The 17,047-nt window shown below is 56.0% G+C and carries 15 protein-coding genes; 8 read left to right on the top strand and 7 right to left on the bottom strand.

All coding sequences use genetic code 11. The annotated features are described in order from the left end of the window. The first annotated feature begins 61 nt into the window (after positions 1 to 61). On the top strand, positions 62 to 1,081 hold the full coding sequence (locus POR16_RS18515; protein ID WP_005891474.1) for a branched-chain amino acid aminotransferase: 1,020 nt from the start codon (positions 62 to 64) through the stop codon (positions 1,079 to 1,081). Positions 1,082 to 1,169: 88 nt separating this feature from the next. Here the strand turns inward: POR16_RS18515 and POR16_RS18510 are convergent, their stop codons facing one another. Together POR16_RS18510 and POR16_RS18505 are read right to left on the bottom strand one after the other, a co-directional pair. Beyond that, complete coding sequence (locus POR16_RS18510) at positions 1,170 to 2,150, bottom strand: hypothetical protein (RefSeq protein ID WP_005891476.1); 981 nt, start codon at positions 2,148 to 2,150, stop codon at positions 1,170 to 1,172. Between the two features lie 116 nt (positions 2,151 to 2,266). Then, a complete protein-coding gene (locus tag POR16_RS18505; RefSeq protein ID WP_005891478.1) occupies positions 2,267 to 3,055 on the bottom strand; it encodes a transporter substrate-binding domain-containing protein in 789 nt (262 codons plus the stop codon). Between the two features lie 144 nt (positions 3,056 to 3,199). On the opposite strand from POR16_RS18505, the gene POR16_RS18500 reads away from it, so the two are divergent. From POR16_RS18500 to sodC, 3 genes are all read left to right on the top strand, one after another. Then, positions 3,200 to 3,508 carry an ArsR/SmtB family transcription factor gene (locus POR16_RS18500; RefSeq protein ID WP_080268074.1) on the top strand — a complete coding sequence of 103 codons (309 nt, stop codon included), beginning with the start codon at positions 3,200 to 3,202 and terminating at the stop codon, positions 3,506 to 3,508. 56 nt (positions 3,509 to 3,564) lie between these two features. Beyond that, positions 3,565 to 4,575, top strand: a complete 1,011-nt coding sequence (locus POR16_RS18495; protein WP_005891482.1) for a zinc-dependent alcohol dehydrogenase family protein — start codon at positions 3,565 to 3,567, stop codon at positions 4,573 to 4,575. Between the two features lie 255 nt (positions 4,576 to 4,830). Then, on the top strand, positions 4,831 to 5,349 hold the full coding sequence (gene sodC, locus POR16_RS18490; RefSeq protein WP_005891483.1) for a superoxide dismutase family protein: 519 nt from the start codon (positions 4,831 to 4,833) through the stop codon (positions 5,347 to 5,349). 122 nt (positions 5,350 to 5,471) lie between these two features. Here the strand turns inward: sodC and POR16_RS18485 are convergent, their stop codons facing one another. Next, complete coding sequence (locus POR16_RS18485) at positions 5,472 to 5,681, bottom strand: hypervirulence associated TUDOR domain-containing protein (RefSeq protein ID WP_005891484.1); 210 nt, start codon at positions 5,679 to 5,681, stop codon at positions 5,472 to 5,474. A 153-nt stretch (positions 5,682 to 5,834) separates the two neighbouring features. Here POR16_RS18485 and POR16_RS18480 point away from each other — a divergent pair, with 153 nt between their 5' ends. After that, positions 5,835 to 6,260 carry a GNAT family N-acetyltransferase gene (locus POR16_RS18480; RefSeq protein WP_122381131.1) on the top strand — a complete coding sequence of 142 codons (426 nt, stop codon included), beginning with the start codon at positions 5,835 to 5,837 and terminating at the stop codon, positions 6,258 to 6,260. Positions 6,261 to 6,353: 93 nt separating this feature from the next. Here the strand turns inward: POR16_RS18480 and POR16_RS18475 are convergent, their stop codons facing one another. Further along, positions 6,354 to 7,328 (bottom strand): DUF6508 domain-containing protein, encoded by a 975-nt coding sequence (locus tag POR16_RS18475; RefSeq protein WP_005891487.1) that lies wholly within the window; start codon positions 7,326 to 7,328, stop codon positions 6,354 to 6,356. 77 nt (positions 7,329 to 7,405) lie between these two features. Next, positions 7,406 to 8,386, bottom strand: a complete 981-nt coding sequence (locus POR16_RS18470; protein WP_024691748.1) for a YiiG family protein — start codon at positions 8,384 to 8,386, stop codon at positions 7,406 to 7,408. Between the two features lie 285 nt (positions 8,387 to 8,671). On the opposite strand from POR16_RS18470, the gene POR16_RS18465 reads away from it, so the two are divergent. Next, positions 8,672 to 10,411: a dipeptidase gene (locus POR16_RS18465; RefSeq protein WP_005891489.1), complete on the top strand. Its 1,740-nt coding sequence runs from the start codon at positions 8,672 to 8,674 to the stop codon at positions 10,409 to 10,411. Between the two features lie 153 nt (positions 10,412 to 10,564). Then, positions 10,565 to 11,584, top strand: a complete 1,020-nt coding sequence (locus POR16_RS18460; protein WP_005891491.1) for an SMP-30/gluconolactonase/LRE family protein — start codon at positions 10,565 to 10,567, stop codon at positions 11,582 to 11,584. A gap of 33 nt (positions 11,585 to 11,617) precedes the next feature. On the opposite strand, the gene POR16_RS18455 is transcribed toward POR16_RS18460, so the two are convergent. Then, positions 11,618 to 12,883: a sensor domain-containing diguanylate cyclase gene (locus tag POR16_RS18455; protein WP_005891492.1), complete on the bottom strand. Its 1,266-nt coding sequence runs from the start codon at positions 12,881 to 12,883 to the stop codon at positions 11,618 to 11,620. 364 nt (positions 12,884 to 13,247) lie between these two features. Here POR16_RS18455 and POR16_RS18450 point away from each other — a divergent pair, with 364 nt between their 5' ends. After that, positions 13,248 to 14,618, top strand: a complete 1,371-nt coding sequence (locus POR16_RS18450) for a GntT/GntP/DsdX family permease (RefSeq protein WP_005891494.1) — start codon at positions 13,248 to 13,250, stop codon at positions 14,616 to 14,618. A 106-nt stretch (positions 14,619 to 14,724) separates the two neighbouring features. Here the strand turns inward: POR16_RS18450 and POR16_RS18445 are convergent, their stop codons facing one another. Then, positions 14,725 to 16,968: a putative bifunctional diguanylate cyclase/phosphodiesterase gene (locus tag POR16_RS18445; protein ID WP_005891496.1), complete on the bottom strand. Its 2,244-nt coding sequence runs from the start codon at positions 16,966 to 16,968 to the stop codon at positions 14,725 to 14,727. Between the last annotated feature and the right edge of the window lie 79 nt (positions 16,969 to 17,047).

Below are 17,047 nucleotides of genomic sequence, written 5' to 3'. Positions count from 1 at the left end.
CTGGCAGAATAAGGCATTGGCCTGACTCGTCCAGGCAGTCGCTAAAATGATAGAGGGCGTTATGAGTCAAGAAAGCATCAACTGGGACACGCTGGGTTTCGATTACATCAAGACTGACAAACGCTATCTTTCTCATTGGCGCGACGGTGCCTGGGATCAGGGTGCGCTGACTGAAGACAACACACTGCATATCAGTGAAGGCTCGACGGCGCTGCACTATGGTCAGCAATGCTTCGAGGGGCTCAAGGCCTATCGCTGCAAAGATGGTTCGATCAACCTGTTTCGTCCCGACCAGAACTCGTTGCGCATGCAGCGCAGTTGTTCTCGTCTGCTGATGCCCCATGTTCCGACCGATGTCTTTATCGAGGCCTGCAAGCAGGTTGTCAAAGCCAACGAACGCTTTATTCCGCCTTATGGCTCCGGCGGCGCGCTTTACCTGCGCCCGTTCGTGATTGGTGTGGGCGACAACATTGGCGTGCGAACCGCGCCTGAGTTCATCTTTTCGATTTTCTGCATTCCGGTTGGCGCCTATTTCAAGGGTGGCCTCAAGCCGAACAACTTCGTGATCTCCGGCTACGATCGCGCCGCGCCGAACGGCACCGGTGCTGCCAAGGTCGGTGGCAACTATGCCGCCAGCCTGATGCCCGGTTCCGAGGCCAAGAAGCACAGCTTCGCGGATTGCATCTACCTCGACCCACAGACCCATTCCAAGATCGAAGAAGTGGGTTCGGCGAACTTCTTCGCCATTACCAATGACGATGTGTTCCTGACGCCTAAGTCTCCATCAGTGCTGCCGGGCATCACCCGCCTGTCGCTGATCGAGCTGGCGCAGTCCCGACTCGGTCTCACGGTCGAAGAGGGCGATGTCTTCATCGATCAACTCGACACGTTCAAGGAAGCGGGTGCCTGCGGAACAGCTGCGGTGATTACCCCGATCGGCGGGATCTCCTACAACGACAAACTGCACGTGTTCTATAGCCAGACCGAAGTTGGCCCGGTGACCCAGCGTCTGTACAAGGAACTGACCGGCGTTCAATCGGGCGACACCAAGCCGCCTGCCGGCTGGATCGTCAAGGTCTGATGAGCTGAGAACTTGCTACAGTTGACCGTTCCCACGCAGCGCGTGGGGGCGGCACTGGCGGCATCTGCATTGCTCAAAAGTTAGTTCATTATCCTGGCGGTTTCTCTAGCTCCTTCGCTGGCCCCAGCACGATCGACAAGTGCCGCAGGTCATTGACCTCGACGCTGTAACTCTTGCCCGACGGGCTCTGGGTAAGTGTTCCCAGTGCATAGATCGTGAAAAACTTTACGTCATCGGCATGGCTCAGCAACTCGCTGATATAGCGGCTGGAACGATAGGCCTGCATCTGCGCAGGTGACACGTACAGCGTGACCAGTTTGCCTTCGAGGCGGTCGAAAAACTTGAACTTGAAACCCAGCCCGTAGCGCTGCTCTATCAGCCCGCCGCCAAACAACACGCGGCCGTTGTCGCCTGGTTTGGCGAATTTGATGTGGCGAAAGTATGAGCGCAACGATACTTCGCCCTGACCGGGAATCTTCAGTTTCAGCAACTTGAAGTCTTCCAGCGGCAGTTCGGCCTTGGCTTGCCGATAGCTGTCCACGAGCCGTTCCAGGTTATTGGTGCGGGTCTCGCTGTAACGGGGCTTCTTGGGCGTGACAGTTTCTGCCGATGGGGTGGCTGCGGGGAGTCGGGGTTCGCGGGTGCCCGCTTTTTCCAGTCCAGACTCCTCCTTGGTCGGCTCCTTGATGGTCGGATCGAATACATCAATGTAATCATCCAGCTTGCGTTTGGCCTTGCGCAAGCGCGTCTGGACGTCAGTTTCTTCAACCGGATCCTCCGGCTTCTCGTCAGCGGTCTCGTCTACCCATTCGCAATCCGGATGGTGATCGTAATGTGGGTTGGCGCGAAAATGCGCGGCGACGAACGTCGGGTTGTCCTGGGGCTTCACGTCATAGCGGACCCCGGTCACCTTGGCACCGAGTGCCCGGCAAGCTTCGTTGGAGCAGAGAAATTCGAAGCGCGTACGTGGCGGCTCTTGAGAAAAGTACTCCCGCCGGGCGGCTGCAATCGACAGCTCTTGTTGCAGCTCGACGCAAAACGCGCGGGTAATGGGCTTGCTGGGCTTCATGCTCGTGGACTGCCTTCCGGGTATTGGTCTGCAACAAGCTATTTCACCGGGACACGCCTTGCAACCATTGTGCATCACGCACGCAGCAAGCCAATTCCACGGACCGCTCGGTCTGCCTATTCGACAGGCACCGCCAGCCACTCACCCAGCGCCTGCTGGTACTCACCGGTGGCCTTGCTCAGGTGCAGCCATTGATCCACATAGCTTTTCCAGGCCATGTCGTCGCGGGGCAGGAGGTAAGCCTTTTCACCGTATTGCATGTAACGGGTCGGGTTGACTGCGCACAGACCCGGTATGCGTTTCTGTTGGTAAAGCGCTTCTGAGGCGTCGGTGATCATCACATCGGCTTTTTTATCCAGCAACTCCTGGAAGATGGTCTTGTTGTCGTGAAAAGCCAGCGAGGCCTTCGGCAGGTGAGCACGAGCGAACGCTTCATTGGTGCCGCCGGCGGGTTCGATCAAGCGCACTGAAGGCTGGTTGATCTGCTCGACGGTCTGATACGACGCCTGATCTTCGCAGCGCACCAGCGCAATCTTGCCATCGACATCCAGGGTATTGCTGAAGAAGGCTTTCTTCTGCCGCTCCAGGCTGACTGAAATACCACCCATGCCAATGTCGCACTTCCCGGCAATCATGTCCGGCATCAGGGTCTTCCAGGTCGTGGGCACCCACTGCACTTTTACTCCAAGGCTCTTGGCCAGCGAGCGCGCCATGGTGATATCGATGCCTTCGTATTCACCATCTTCACGCAGCAATGTGTAGGGTTTGTAGTCGCCTGTGGTGCAGACCGACAGTTGGCCCTCCTGCAGAACCTTGTCCAGGTGCGAGGCTGAGTCCTCAGCCTGAGCCAGACCTGTGATGCCCAAAAGCAGGGCGGTCAGTGCGCTGTATTTCAGATTGATCATGGGGCGGGATGCTCGCTGCAGTGCATTTGATTTTATAAGGTCGACAGAGTGCTTCATTTGTCACACCGGTGTGAAGCAGTAATCAATTTCTGTGCCACGGGTATTTCTTCTACAAAGGGGTTGAACATTTCGTAAAAAAGCGTAATGTTGTCCCCCATGATTCTTGAGCAAATCAAAGCGGTCGGCAATGACACTCGCATGTTGATCATGGAGTGGCTGAAAGACCCGCAAGCCCACTTTCCTCCACAGGACCACGGTGATCCGGCGATAGGGGTGTGCGTGTCGCATATTCAGGCCAAGGCCAGTCTGTCGGCCTCCACCGCATCCGCGCACCTGGCCATTCTGCAGCGTGCCGGGCTGGTTCAGGCAACGAGGATTGGCAAGTGGACTTACTTCCGTCGTGACGAACAGGCCATCGACCGGTTTGCCGATAGGCTCAAGAAAGAACTATAAGTTTTATTTATACATTTCGTCATTTTGCGTAATGTTGAATTGATAGGAGATTGACCATGAGCAACACAACCATCTACGTGCAGGCTGGCGGCGGCTACGATCAGGTCAGCGTTGGCGAAAGCGAAGTGCTGGCACCGAAGTCCGGCGAAATCACCGTGCGTCTGCATGCCAATTCGCTCAATTATCATGACTACGCTGTCGTTACCGGCATGTGGGCACCGAGCGAGAACCGCATTCCCATGGCCGACGGTGCAGGCGTCGTGACTGCCATAGGCGAGGGCGTCAGCGAGTTCAAGGTTGGCGATTCCGTGGTCAGCACGTTCTTCCCTGAATGGATCAGCGGTGAGCCGTTGGTTGAGGGGTTCGTCACCGTTCCTGGTGATGGCGTCGACGGTTATGCCCGTGAGCAGGTGACTGCCCGTGCGACCTCTTTTACCCATGCACCAGTGGGCTACAGCCATGCCGAAGCATCTACCCTGACCACTGCGGGCCTGACTGCATGGCGCGCGTTGATGGTCGATGATGCGTTGAAAGCCGGTGACACTGTGTTGGTGCAAGGCACTGGAGGCGTGTCGATCTTCGCCTTGCAGTTCGCCAAAATGGTAGGCGCAACCGTGATCGCAACGTCTTCCAGTGATGAAAAACTTGAGCGTCTGCAGGCAATGGGTGCCGATCACCTGATCAACTATCGCAAGGACAGCAATTGGGGTGAGACGGCCCGCAAGCTGACTGGCGGCCGTGGTGTCGATCACATCATTGACGTAGGCGGTCCGTCTACGTTGCAGCATTCCATGAACGCAGCACGCGTTGCTGGCCACATCTCGGTCATCGGTATTCTGAGTGGTGTAGCCGGTCAACTGGAGTTCGTCCCGGCGCTGGTCAAGCAGCTTCGCATGCAGGGAGTTCTGGTGGGCAGCCGCACTCAGCAGCAGGATATGATTCGCGCAATCGATGCCAACGGCATGCGCCCGGTCATGGATCGTTCGTTCCCGATGACCGACATTGTCGAAGCGTTCAAGTATCAGGAGACCAACCAGCATTTCGGCAAGATCTGCCTGGATATCTGAGTAGCTTTCAGCGCTGGCCCTTTGCGCGGACAGCCGCGCAAAGGGCTCTATCACCGACCTGTCGACAAATGTCGGCAGGTCGGTTGTGACGTTTTGCATTACTTTCCCGAGCGGTCCTCGCTCATCTTTTTGCATAGAATTGCGCTGATTCTGGTCACACCCTCTGTGACCTCAAGGACGTTGCGCGGCTTACAGACTCACCTTGCCTGAAGCAACGTCCCTTTCGATTACCTGATCAGGGACGCATTGAAACCTATGAAACCTCATCTTTGGCTAGGCCTGCTTGGCGTATTTTCCTTCAGCGTTCAGGCTGCATCGCTGGACGTTCCGATCAATCTCGTCAGTGCAGATGGCGCACCCAAACCCATCGGCAGTGTCTCTGTGAGCGAAACGGAATATGGCTTGCTGTTCACGCCTAAACTGACTGACCTGCCCGCAGGCGTTCATGGCTTTCATGTGCATGAAAACGGCAGTTGCGATGCAGGCACCAAAGACGGCGTGAAGGTTGCTGCCCTGGCAGCGGGCGGCCACTTTGATCCTGCCAAGACCGGCAAGCATCTTGGTCCTTACGCAAATGGCCACTTGGGCGATCTGCCTGCGCTGTATGTCATGGCCGACGGCACCGCGAACTACCCGGTATTGGCTCCGCGCCTGAAAAAGCTGTCAGAAATCAAAGGCCACGCATTAATGGTCCATGCTGGCGGCGATAACCACTCCGACATGCCCAAGCCATTGGGCGGCGGCGGGGACCGTGCAGCGTGCGGTGTGATCTGATAAGGGCCTTCTGAAAAACAGTTCCGCCGTCTGGCGCTTTGAAAACACCCAAAGCGCCAGCACGTCAGGTGCTTACAACTGTTTTCAGATCGTGGCGCATGTGCCTCGTACTTTATTAACGCTCAAGCGAGCTTGAGCGCTTCCGCATGGTGCATCGCCAAATGCCCGGTCTTGTCGCTCTTCACTTCGAACTGCGGCTCATCCTTGGAGGCCGGCCGGTGTTTGCCCATGAATTCGACATCCTTTACATGCACTTTCGTGACCTTGCCGTGTATCTCGCCCGCTTCGGAATTCCAGCGTACAGCGTCGCCAACCTTGAATGCAGTAGTCATCGGGATGCCCTCGTAATAGATGAGCGGACGATCTGTTGCTGTCGCCCATTAATACTCGGACTTGTCAGTGGCTGAAGAATTCAGCATGTTGACCGTCTGGTTGGCCTTTATCTTGCTCATGTATTTTCTGCCGAAAATAAAGGAATAGATGACATGAGGGAGTGGCTTACAGGCGTACAGATTACCAATGATCAAATTCAGGTCGTGGGTGCCGAGGTCTTGAAACACGGTCGCGCAATGTCAGAGGCGAAAGGGGGGCTGGCTGACCTGATCGCCTGCATGGTCATGGAAAACGATCTACTGATTGGCGGTGCGACAGGTCGCACCGAGTTCCGGCGACTCTTTGTGAGCTACCTGTGGATTGACGCTCAGTCTCGCGGAAAGGGCCTGGGGGCAGAGGCGTTGCACAGGATTGAAGGTTTGGCCATCGAGCGAGGCTGTGTGGACGCTTTAATCGAAACGCTGGATGACGATGTCGCCAAGTGGTATGCGCGCTGCGGTTACAAGCTGATCGCGTGTCTCCCCGACTACTGCGGGCCCTGGAGCCGTCATACACTACTGAAGTCATTCGAAAGATAGAGTTTTATGTGATAAGCGCGATAAGCGTGCGCACCAGACACCTCTCATTCTCTCGTCGCAGTAGACGTTCGGTTCGCGATTAAGGCCCGAGCGTCAGTCGTGCATGCCGCGCAGTATGGTCAGTCTGTGCAGGATCTTGAGAATGTAGCCTTTCTCGATCATTCCGCCATGGTGTCCATCGCAAAAGCGTTCGCCCCTGGTGCAATAGGTGAGCATGGTTTGTATGTCTGCAAGGTTTGCCTGAGTGATATAAGCATCGTTTTCGAGCATGTCTCCTGCGCCATGACTTATATAATCAACGTCTGTCCAGCAGTCTTTACCTGCGGCACGATAGAAGTCGTTTACGACCTGGAAGTACTCCGGCCAATACGTGTTCTCCTTGACGACATACGTCTTGATGGCTATCCCGCAGGGGTACAACCGTGGCAGATACGACAACAGTTCATCGATATCCTCAGGCGTTGGTACAGGTTCGTCGGGTGAGCGCGTCTCGCTTGACGGGTGTGGCAGGAACGTCCTGACGTGCTTTGGCGTATGCCGTTCCACATAGATATCAAACGCCATTACTTGCCCGGCGGTCTTTCGTGCGTTCTTGTACTGCTGCAGTTGTTCTCTGTAATACTGAAACGCTTGCGATTGGACGCCGTCAGCAAACAGTGAGGCGATGGCTGCGGATTGTATCAGCCAGTACATAGAGGGCGAACTATCGGCTTTCATACTGGCCAAGGTGATTGCCGTATCGAGTAACTCTTGAGCTAACTTGCGCCCTGTTTCACGGGATGTATCGTCCTGCGTGGATCTGTCTGCATGTTCTACCTGCGTGATGTAAGCGCGGTAGCGGGCAAGCAATGGCTCGTTTTCCCTGCCCAAGGGCGGGCAGGCGGGGGGCGCTAGATTTAACGGCTCAGGCTCTTTATAAACCGGCAGCCAGGCCAGGTTCTGTTGCACGCGAGACATAAGTTGCCCCTGATTCACTGGCTCGGTAGCCGGGGCACTGGCAGACAGAGGCGGCGGTGCAGGAGGTTTGTGACCGAAGCGAGCTTTAAGGTAGCGCAGCAACATGATCATTCGAGCGCTCTCATGAGATGTCTCGCAGGATGCCCTTCAATGAAGTCCTCGCGCATCCTGCGAGTGACCGTGTGACGTTAAATGCACTCATCGTTGTTCATGCTGTTGATCAGGCGACCGAAAGCGCTTTGTACATCGTCGTAGCCACGCTTGATCGGGTTGGCCACTCTCCAGTGCATCTCGCTGCTGTTTTCACGTTTGTAATTACCGCTTCGCGCATCGCTGATGGCCTCCCGTCCTTTGCCGACGAAGCCGTTCAGGTCGTTCATGATGGAAACGCAGCCAATCGGACGTTTTTGCGCACGGGACTTCTTGTCCCAGTTCTCGATCATCTGCGCTGTCTTGTTCAGGCTTGCTTCGAAAGGCTTTGCTGTTTCTTCGCTTCCGGCGTTCTTGAAGAACTCACCGGCCAGTCGTGCAGACTCTTTTGCATACACTACGATGCCGGCTCGGTAGTAGGCCTGCGAGTCTTTTTCTGCGCTTTCAAATGCAGTGCGGATGTTGATGTCGTCGCGCTTGCTTATTCCGTCAAAAAAAGCGGCTTGAGAGGTTGCGACATCCTTCATCCCGGCTTCAAGTGCAGGTTCCATGTCACGGGCCTTTTTCCCATCGTCGGCAAGAAAGCCTTTGGACTGTGCATAGTTTTCAAGTTCGGCGTGGATTGGCTCCAGCCTGGCCAATGCATCCAGCATGCCTTTGGCTGGCTCATCCAGTTCCGGCATGGGGGACTCGATGGCGAGCGCTTCTTTCAGATTCTGTTGCCAGCCATTGATGGAGTAGGCTGTGAACAGATCGTAACTGGTCAGTTTTTTACCCGGCGCAAGCTTCTTCGGGTATTCGTTCAGACGACTCTCCAGCAACTCACCAAAGTCAGCGCCGTAATTGGCCGCTTTCACGTACTTATTGTACTTCTCGACCTCTGCCTGTTCGGCGCTCATTTGCTGTTGCGGCGGGCTGCCGGGCTGTACGACGTTTTGAGGTGCGTCGCTTTTGTCACACCCGATGAGGGAGAGGCTTATCGACATCAGTAACGCTGCCAGCCGGTTTCTTGAATGCACTTTGTTTTCCTTCCGTGTGTGGGGATATCGTCGTTCCATGGCCTGTGCAAATTCACAGACAGGCGTGGATGATGTCACAGTCGGGGCGGGGTCCAACAGTGTCTGCTGCGCTGTGCAACAGGACGTGAAGTCTTCAATGTGCGAGGAAAACAGTGCGTCGCTTCTCGCAGGTTCTGTATGCCATATCGGGGTTCCCGCAATGTTGTCTTGTGGTGTAAGTTTGAAAGCTTTCTGATCGATCGATCAGATATTCCTCTTCATGCCTGCCAAGGAATGCTTTCAATAATGAACTTTGCCCTCAAAAAACTGGCCGCAGCCACGCTGGTGCTGGCCAGTCTCTCGGTGGTTTCCACTTCGGCCTTTGCCAATCTCAGTGCGCAACAAAGTGCCGTCATCGTCAAGACGTTCAGTAATACCCCGGTCACTGACTTCAGGGAGTTTCTGGGAAGTCTGGCCAAGGATGACGTCGCTAAAAGTGCCAATATCGGTCCTGCGATTAGCGCCTTCCTCGACAACAAAAAGCTGTCTGAAGATCAGCAGAATGAAATTCATCGCCTGCTCGGCCTTTATGCGCGGATGAAATACGGCAGTGCCGCCACGGAGACCCTGCGCGAGCTGGTCGCCATTCCGACAGTTCGTGTAGACGGTGTGGCTCAGCATGAAAACCCTGAGTTCATCAAGATCGCCGACAAGATCAAGGGCCTCGCCGAAAGCTTCGGCCTGAAGTTTCGCAACATCGATAATCGCGTCTATGAAATCTCACTGGACGGCAGTGGTGATGAAGTCGTGGGTATTCACGTTCATGCCGACGTAGTGCCGGTGACGCCGGAGAACTGGGTATTGCCTGACGGCACCCGTCTGGACCCGTTCCACGTCACCTTGATCGGCGATCGCATGTACGGACGCGGCACTGAAGATGATAAAAACGGCATCGTTGTTTCGCTCTATGCCATGAAAGTTATCAAGGAAGAAAAGCTGCCGCTGGCGAGAAACTTCAAGTTGCTGATAGACACCACCGAAGAAACCGCTGGTGATGCTATTCCCTATTATTTCGAGCGTAATCCGACACCTGCTTACAACCTGGCACTGGATGGCGGTTATCCGGTTGTGATCGCGGAAAAGGGCTATGGCACTGTCATGGCGAGTTTTGCGAAGCGCGCCGCACAGGGCGAGGGCGCCGAGATCGTATCGATGACCGGAGGCATGGCCACCAATCAGATCCCGTCAAAATCGGTCGCTACGCTGGTGAGCGACAAACCTGCTGAACTGGCGGCCAGCCTGCAACAGGCCAGTGCCGATTATGTACAGCGCAATGGTGGCAACTTCGAAATCGCCACAAGGGTTGAAGGCAAAGACGTCAAACTGACTGTTACCGGTGTTTCCGCTCACTCATCAGAGCCCGAGTCCGGCGTCAATCCGGTAGCGAGAATGCTGGACTTCATCAACAGCCTCGAAGGCAAGGTCGCGCTCAAGCACAATCATATTACGGACGCCGCTCGCTATGCTGCCGAAAACTGGGGCCTGGACTATTTGGGCGAAAAGCTCGGCATCGGTTTTTCCGACGAATTCATGGGGCCGCTGACCGCTTCCCTGACGTACGTTGGACTGGATGACAAGGCATTCAAACTGGCGGTCAACTTGCGCGTGCCCAAGGGTAAATCCCCTGAAGTACTCAAGTCTGAAATAGCCGACAAGCTGGCGGCCTGGAGCCAGAAAACCGCTATCAAGCCAGCGTTCGACTATTCCATTGCCGAGCCCATGTATCGCAACCCTGAAGGTGAGTGGGTCAAGGCGTTGCTCGCCGTGGCCAGCGAAAACCTCGATATGAAACATGCGTTTGGTACTTCGGCAGGCGCCACTTCGGTACATGAACTGCCAAATGGCGTGCAGTTCGGTCTCGCCAGACCTGAAGTCAAGTACACCGGTCACACGGACAACGAGTTCAAGACTACCGAGCAGTTCTTGCTGGACCTGCAGATCGTTACCGAAATGATGGGGCGCATCGGGCAGTTGCCAACACTTTGATGTGACCCTTTCGGGCCTGCCGTCATGGGCAGGCCTTGTCTTTCCGGCTTATTGTTCAATACGGTTATGAATCTGCCCGTTGAAACTCAAGCCTGAAGCTGCTGCCAAACGTGGCTCTGGCCTTTGCGCCTATTGAATGACAGGACGAAGCACATGAATCGATTTTCAAGTCATCCGGGCAAGAAAACCTCAGTGCTGGTCTTGGGTGTTGCGCTTTTGGCTGCCGGCGCAGCGATGGCTGCTGATGTGACGTCGTCCGTAAAAGTCGAGGCGCTCGACACGCGGTTTGCGGCACTTGTTCAGCCCGATGCGCAAGCACACCTGCTGACTGCCGATGCGCAGTGGGCGGAAGGTCCTTTATGCCTGCCCGATGGTGGCGTGATCTGGAGTGACGTGAAGGCTAACAAAGTCATGAGCTGGAAAGAGCAGGGTGGCGTCAGCACCTTGCTGGATCCTGCTCATTATCAGAATGGGCGGGCGCGGGATTCCAAGGGCCATATCGTTGCAGCCTCCCACGGTGAGCGTGCGATTGTGCGCCAGGAGCCGGATGGTCAATGGCGCACGCTGGTCGATCGGTATCAGGGCAAACGGTTGAACAGTCCCAACGATGTCGTAGTCGATGATCGTGGCGGCATCTGGTTCAGTGATCCGACCTTTGGTGTCTTGAACGAGGCAGAGAGCTATGGCGGCAAGCCGGAGCAGGGCGGGGAGTATCTCTACCATTACGATCCGGAGCGCGACACCCTGACCAGGCTTGATACACCTGGACTTCATTCGCCCAATGGTCTGGCCTTTTCACCTGATAAACATCTGTTGTACGTGGCCGATTCCCAACTGGCTCATGACTTCAAAAACTCGAAGCTGGCTCACAGAATCATGGTCTATGAAGTGCGTGATGGCGCGCTGAGCGCCGGTAGAGTATTCGCTGACATTGCGCCCGGTATCCCGGATGGGGTCAAGGTCGATGCGCAGGGTAATGTCTGGAGCAGCAGTAAAGAGGGCGTTCAGGTGTTTTCTGCCAAAGGAGATTTGCTTGGCAGGCTAAAGGTTGATGCCGAGGACACAGGCAACCTCGCTTTTTGTTCGACAGGGTCACAGCACTGGGTTTACATCACCGCCGCCAATAAGGTGCTGAGAGTGCCCGTGCTGGTTGCCGGTAGCCAGCGGCCATAAGACCAGGGCGTCAGATCACGGCACGCGGTCGTATCAATAAGCCGTGTGGTCGGTCTTCGCACTCTCTACACGGTTCCGGCCAAGGCGCTTGGCTTGATAAAGCGCCTTGTCCGCTCGCTGAATGAGGCTCGCTGCCGTTTCTCCGGGGTCCAGTGCTGCCACGCCTAGAGAAATAGTCACCGAGCCGGTTTCCGGTATCTCCAGACCTTCAACGCTCTTGCGAACGCGCTCCGCCAGTTCGACTGCCTGTTTTAGTGAGCTGTCGGGCACATGGATCAGAAACTCTTCGCCGCCCCAACGGGCCGCCACATCGTGCGTACGAATCTGGTGTTTAAACATGGACGCAACGCTTTTCAGGGCGGCGTCGCCAGCAGGGTGGCCGTGCTGGTCATTGACTCGCTTGAAATGGTCGATATCACAGATGATGAGGCTGAACGGATTACCCGTTATCCACGCGGTACTGATCATGCGCTCCAGGGTATGTTCGGCGGATCTTCGATTGTCCAGGCCAGTGAGTGTATCGCTGTGAGCAATCTCCAGTAACTTCTGTTCGCGACCCAGCCGTGTCGTCACGTCTTGGCTGATGCTGACGTAATGAGTGAGGGTGCCTTCGACGTTGCGCAGCGGAGAGATGCTGTGTTCCGCATAAAACAGCGAGCCGTCCTTGCGCTTGTTGATGAAGGTGGTGCGAAACGGCTCGCCGCTTGCCAGCGCTTCATGGAACAGTTCATCGTGTTTGCCTGAACGAAGCATTCGCGGGTTTTGACCAATGATCTCTGTCGAGCTGTAGCCCGTGACCTGCTGAAAAGCTTCGTTGGCAAATACAATAAGCGCGTTGCGATCTGTGATGATAATCGGGTCTAACGCCGCATTCAGTGCTTGTGCCAACAGGTGTTGCTCGCGCTCAGCCTGGACGCGAGGGCTGATGTTTTGCTGGACCGACACGAAGTTGCACAGGTTGCCTGCATCGTCATGCACCGGAGAGATTTTCCACTCGACAATATACGGGCTGCCATCGGCGCGGTAGTTGACTGTCGATCCTTCAAAAAAGAGTTTATCGCTCAAACACTGGCGCATCCGCGCTATTACCTGAGGGTCGGTGTCCGCACCTTGCAGGAATTTTGGCGACAGGCCGATCAATTGCTCTGCTGTATAACCCGTCATCGCACAGAATGCCGGATTGACATAAACAATGAACGGACCCCCTTCGGTCAGCTTGGCGTCGGTTATCAGTACCGCATTGAACGACTGCTCGACCACGGCTTCAAGCAGGGCAAGACGCTGGCTGGATGAGGTCATCTGATTTCCTGTCGAGTGATCCGCTAACTGATCGTGGCGCTGACCAGACAAATGTGAGGCAATGCCGGGTTGATCGCAGGCCCTGTCGCTTTGACCGCACACTCTGAACGCTCGTTGCATTTCCACTATACCCACATCAGTTGTAGGGCGCATCTTGCCTGGAACGGATGGACTTCATGGCCCGGACGACTGCCGAAACTGCCAGGCACTCAAGTGCAGACGAAGTCGGCAAACTGAATATTTAGCTGCGACGCTTGTGGGTATTCCGGTATCTTTTGATGAATTGAAACCAATTGTTTCGAATCTTTCTGTCTCTCGGCGTTGAAAGCGCCTGAGCTGGATACCAAACGTTAGGGGTACTGTGTTGGATCTGTCTTCTGCGGCCTGGGTGTTCCATGACACCCGACTGATTATTTGTTGCCTGATTGCGATCACCACGATCATCGTGCTGATCAGCGCTACCAGGCTTCCTCCGTTTCTATCGATTCTCGTGGGTACGTTCATCGCCGGAATAGGCGCTGGTTTGCCCGCCGAGTCGGTTGCCAAGGCATTCAGCAAGGGTGCAGGCAGCATTCTCGGTGAAGCGGGGATCATTATCGCGCTGGGTGCGATGCTGGGGGCCTTGATGGCCGAGTCCGGTGCTGCGGACCGGATTGCTTCCACCTTGCTCAAGTTGGGCAAGGGCAGGACGCTGCCCTGGATTATGGCGCTGGTGGCAATGGTCATTGGCCTGCCGTTGTTCTTTGAAGTGGGACTGGTCCTGATGGTGCCGATCATCTTCGTGATGGCGCGTCAGTCCGGGCAGCCGCTGCTGAAAATCGCTATTCCGGCACTTGCTGGCATGACCACGCTGCACGCATTGATGCCACCCCACCCAGGACCGCTGATCGCGGTCAGTGCCTTGCACGCAGACCTGGGCCTGACCATGCTGTTGGGGTTCTGCATTGCGGTGCCAGCGGTGATTTTCGCAGGCCCGCTGTATGGCAATTGGTTGTCGAAGCGCATGCACATTGAAGAACCCGCCGAGCTGGGCGAGTTGTTCAGTGCCAGACCCGATAACCGTCGCCAGCCGGGGTTCGGCATCTCGCTGTTGATTATTCTGCTGCCAGTGATTCTCATGCTCGGCAGCACCCTGGCCAAGGTGACGATGGAGCCTGAAAGCAACATCGCACTGACCTTGAAGTTTCTCGGTGAGCCGCTGGTCGCTCTGGGTATCGCGGTGCTGGCAGCAACGGTTTGCCTGGGCTGGGCGAATGGGCTATCCCGCGAGCATGTCGGCGGGACGCTGCGTAAAAGCCTTGCGCCTATCGCCGTACTGTTGCTGACCATCGGTGCCGGTGGTGGCTTGAAACAGACATTGCTGGATGCCGGGGTCAGTCAGACCATCAGCAAGGTCGCAGAAGGCGCGCATATGCCTTACCTGCTGCTGGCCTGGCTGATCGCCGTGGCGTTGCGTCAGGCCACCGGTTCAGCCACTGTGGCGACCACCACCACAGCGGGCATTCTTGCACCGATGATGGCCGGGCTTGCGCCGATCCAGGCATCGCTGATTGCCCTGGTAATTGGTGCAGGTTCGGTGTTCTTCTGCCATGTAAACGATGCCGGCTTCTGGATGGTCCGTGAATACTTTGGCCTGCAACTGAAGCAGACCCTCTGGGTCTGGTCCGTGCTGCAAACGATTGTCTCGGTGACAGGGCTGATAGGAACGTTGCTGTTGTGGCACTGGCTGGTGTGAGGGGGTTGGCCGCCTCGGTGAAATGGCCGTTTATGTAACGGGGGGAGGCATACCTCTACCCCGCTTGATTGCCACAAACCCTGCAGCAAATCATTTGATTGCGGGGTCAGGCACCGCATACCGCGACAGACCTGATAACGTGCTCAAGTGCTTCTGACCGCATGGGTCTGTTCAGAAAGTAGCCCTGAAAATACGGGCAGCCCATTTTATGCAGGCGGTTGTACTGTTCCTCTGTTTCCACGCCTTCAGCGGTTATATCCAGATCAAGCGCCCGTCCCAGAGACAGGATACTGCTGACGATCGCCTCGCTCCGGTCGTAGGTCATCATGCGCGAGACGAAAGACCGGTCTATCTTCACCGCATCGATAGGGTAACGGTCTATGTAGCCCAGTGAGCTGTAACCGGTGCCGAAGTCGTCCAGTGCCACCCGCACGCCAAGCTGTCGAATCTGGCGGAGAATCTCTGCTATCTCGTCCGGTTGATAAAGAAAGACCGATTCGGTGACTTCTATTTGAAGTTGCGTTGCAGGCAACCCGGTTACCGCAATGATCCGGGTAACCTGATCGACGAATCCGGGATGGCTGAGTTCTTTCCCGGACACATTGACGTTGAGTCTCAAGTCCAGATGAGAGAACGCCTTGCGCCATGCCTGCACCTCGCTACAGGCTTTGTTCATGACCCATTCGCCCAACTCGTGAATGATGCCGAGGTCTTCGGCAATAGGGATGAACGCATCCGGTGAAATGATGCCCATTGAGGGGTGATCCCATCTGACCAACGCCTCGACGCCCACCAGGTCTTCACTGTCGCTGCTGTAGATGGGTTGGTAGAAGACCAGGAAGTCCTTGTCTTCGAGGGCCTGGCGCAGGGCGTTCTGGATCACCAGCGTATCAATCGCCGCTTCGCGCATCGAGGCGTTGAAGATGCTCCAGCGTCCTCTGCCTTGTTTCTTCGCAGAATACATGGCTACGTCTGCGTCACGCAGCAAGTCCTCCGGCTTTGAGTGGCTGTCGCAGGCGGTGACTATGCCGATGCTGCAGGATATGAAGATGTCCTGACCTTCGATCTGAATGGCTGCATGCAACTGACTGACAATGCGCTCTGCCATTCTGACTGCCGTCTCCGGCTGATCCTTGCCCATCAGCAATATTGCAAACTCGTCACCACCAATTCGTGCCAGCACATCATTGGAACGTACACAGTTTTGCAACCGGTTGGCCACGCGCTTCAGCAACTGGTCGCCGGCCAGATGGCCCATGCTGTCATTGACGACTTTGAACCCGTCCAGGTCCAGAAACAGCACCGTCGCACGTTCGTATTGCGGGTCAAGGTTTTCAAATGCCTGGGTCAACTCATTCATGAGGTAGGCGCGGTTGTAGAGTGAAGTCAGTTCATCATGAAACGCGATATAGGCGAGCTCCTCCGAGATGCGCTCGCGCTCTTCCAGGCGGCTCTGCAGGGCTAGTTTTTCTTCCCATTCCAGACGCGCTCGTTGAGCCAGGTGCTGAGACTCCTTGCGCTCGGTGATATCCCGCTGCACGGAGACCCAGTGAGTAAACCAGCCTTTCTCGTTGGCCACCGGCACGATGCTCAGTTCGACCCAGAACTGACTGCCGTCCTTGCGCGTGTTGACCAGTTCGACTTCGACCGGCCGCCAGTGAGTGAGCGCTTCGCGGATGACGTCCAGGGTTTCACGACTGGTGTCTTCGCATTGAAGTATCCGGGGTGTCTGCCCGATGACTTCTGCTTCGGTAAAACCCGTTATAGCCAGGAACGCCGGGTTGCAATAGACGATGCGAGGCCCCGGCAGATCGATCGGCTCGGCTTCGGTAATCAGAATCGCGTCGTTGGCATTGATGACCACTGATTCAAGCAGCCGCAGCCTTTCGATGGAGCCCAACAGCGGGTTGGCGGTTTCGGCCTCACGATCAGGTTGCAGGTAGGTGCTCAGGTGAGCCGCGTGGGTCTGAAGCGCGTACCGTTGCGCAGCACTGAAGCTTGCTTTGGGGTCGCTACTGCTCAGTAGAACAGCACCCAGCAACTCGCGCATCGACCCGCGTATGGCAACGTAGATCAGGGTGCATCGGTCGCTGTCTTGCAGAGGGGCCTTGGGGCTGTCGTGGCCTACCCATACCACATCGCCATAAGACGACAGCGTTCTTAGCGACACCTCGTCGACAGAACAGTCTCCGCTGCCAAAGCGGGCAGTCTGTTCCCAACCCGATGCCCCTGGCACCATCAGCGAACCCAGAGAACAGCACGCAGAGTGGGCGGCAGCCTTCAACACCTCTGCGATGCGGTCATGATTCGAAGGTGCGCTATGGTCGCGCTCGTCGCCCTGATGGCTCATCTGACTATTCCTGTAATTCACTCAACGGTGCCCGGTATTTCATCGCCTCAATGCCGGGTGATAACTAAATGCCATCAAT

This window comes from Pseudomonas coronafaciens pv. oryzae str. 1_6 (assembly GCF_000156995.2).
Classification (GTDB): Bacteria; Pseudomonadota; Gammaproteobacteria; order Pseudomonadales; family Pseudomonadaceae; genus Aquipseudomonas; species Aquipseudomonas tremae.
This window is presented reverse-complemented; position numbering and strand designations above follow the sequence as displayed.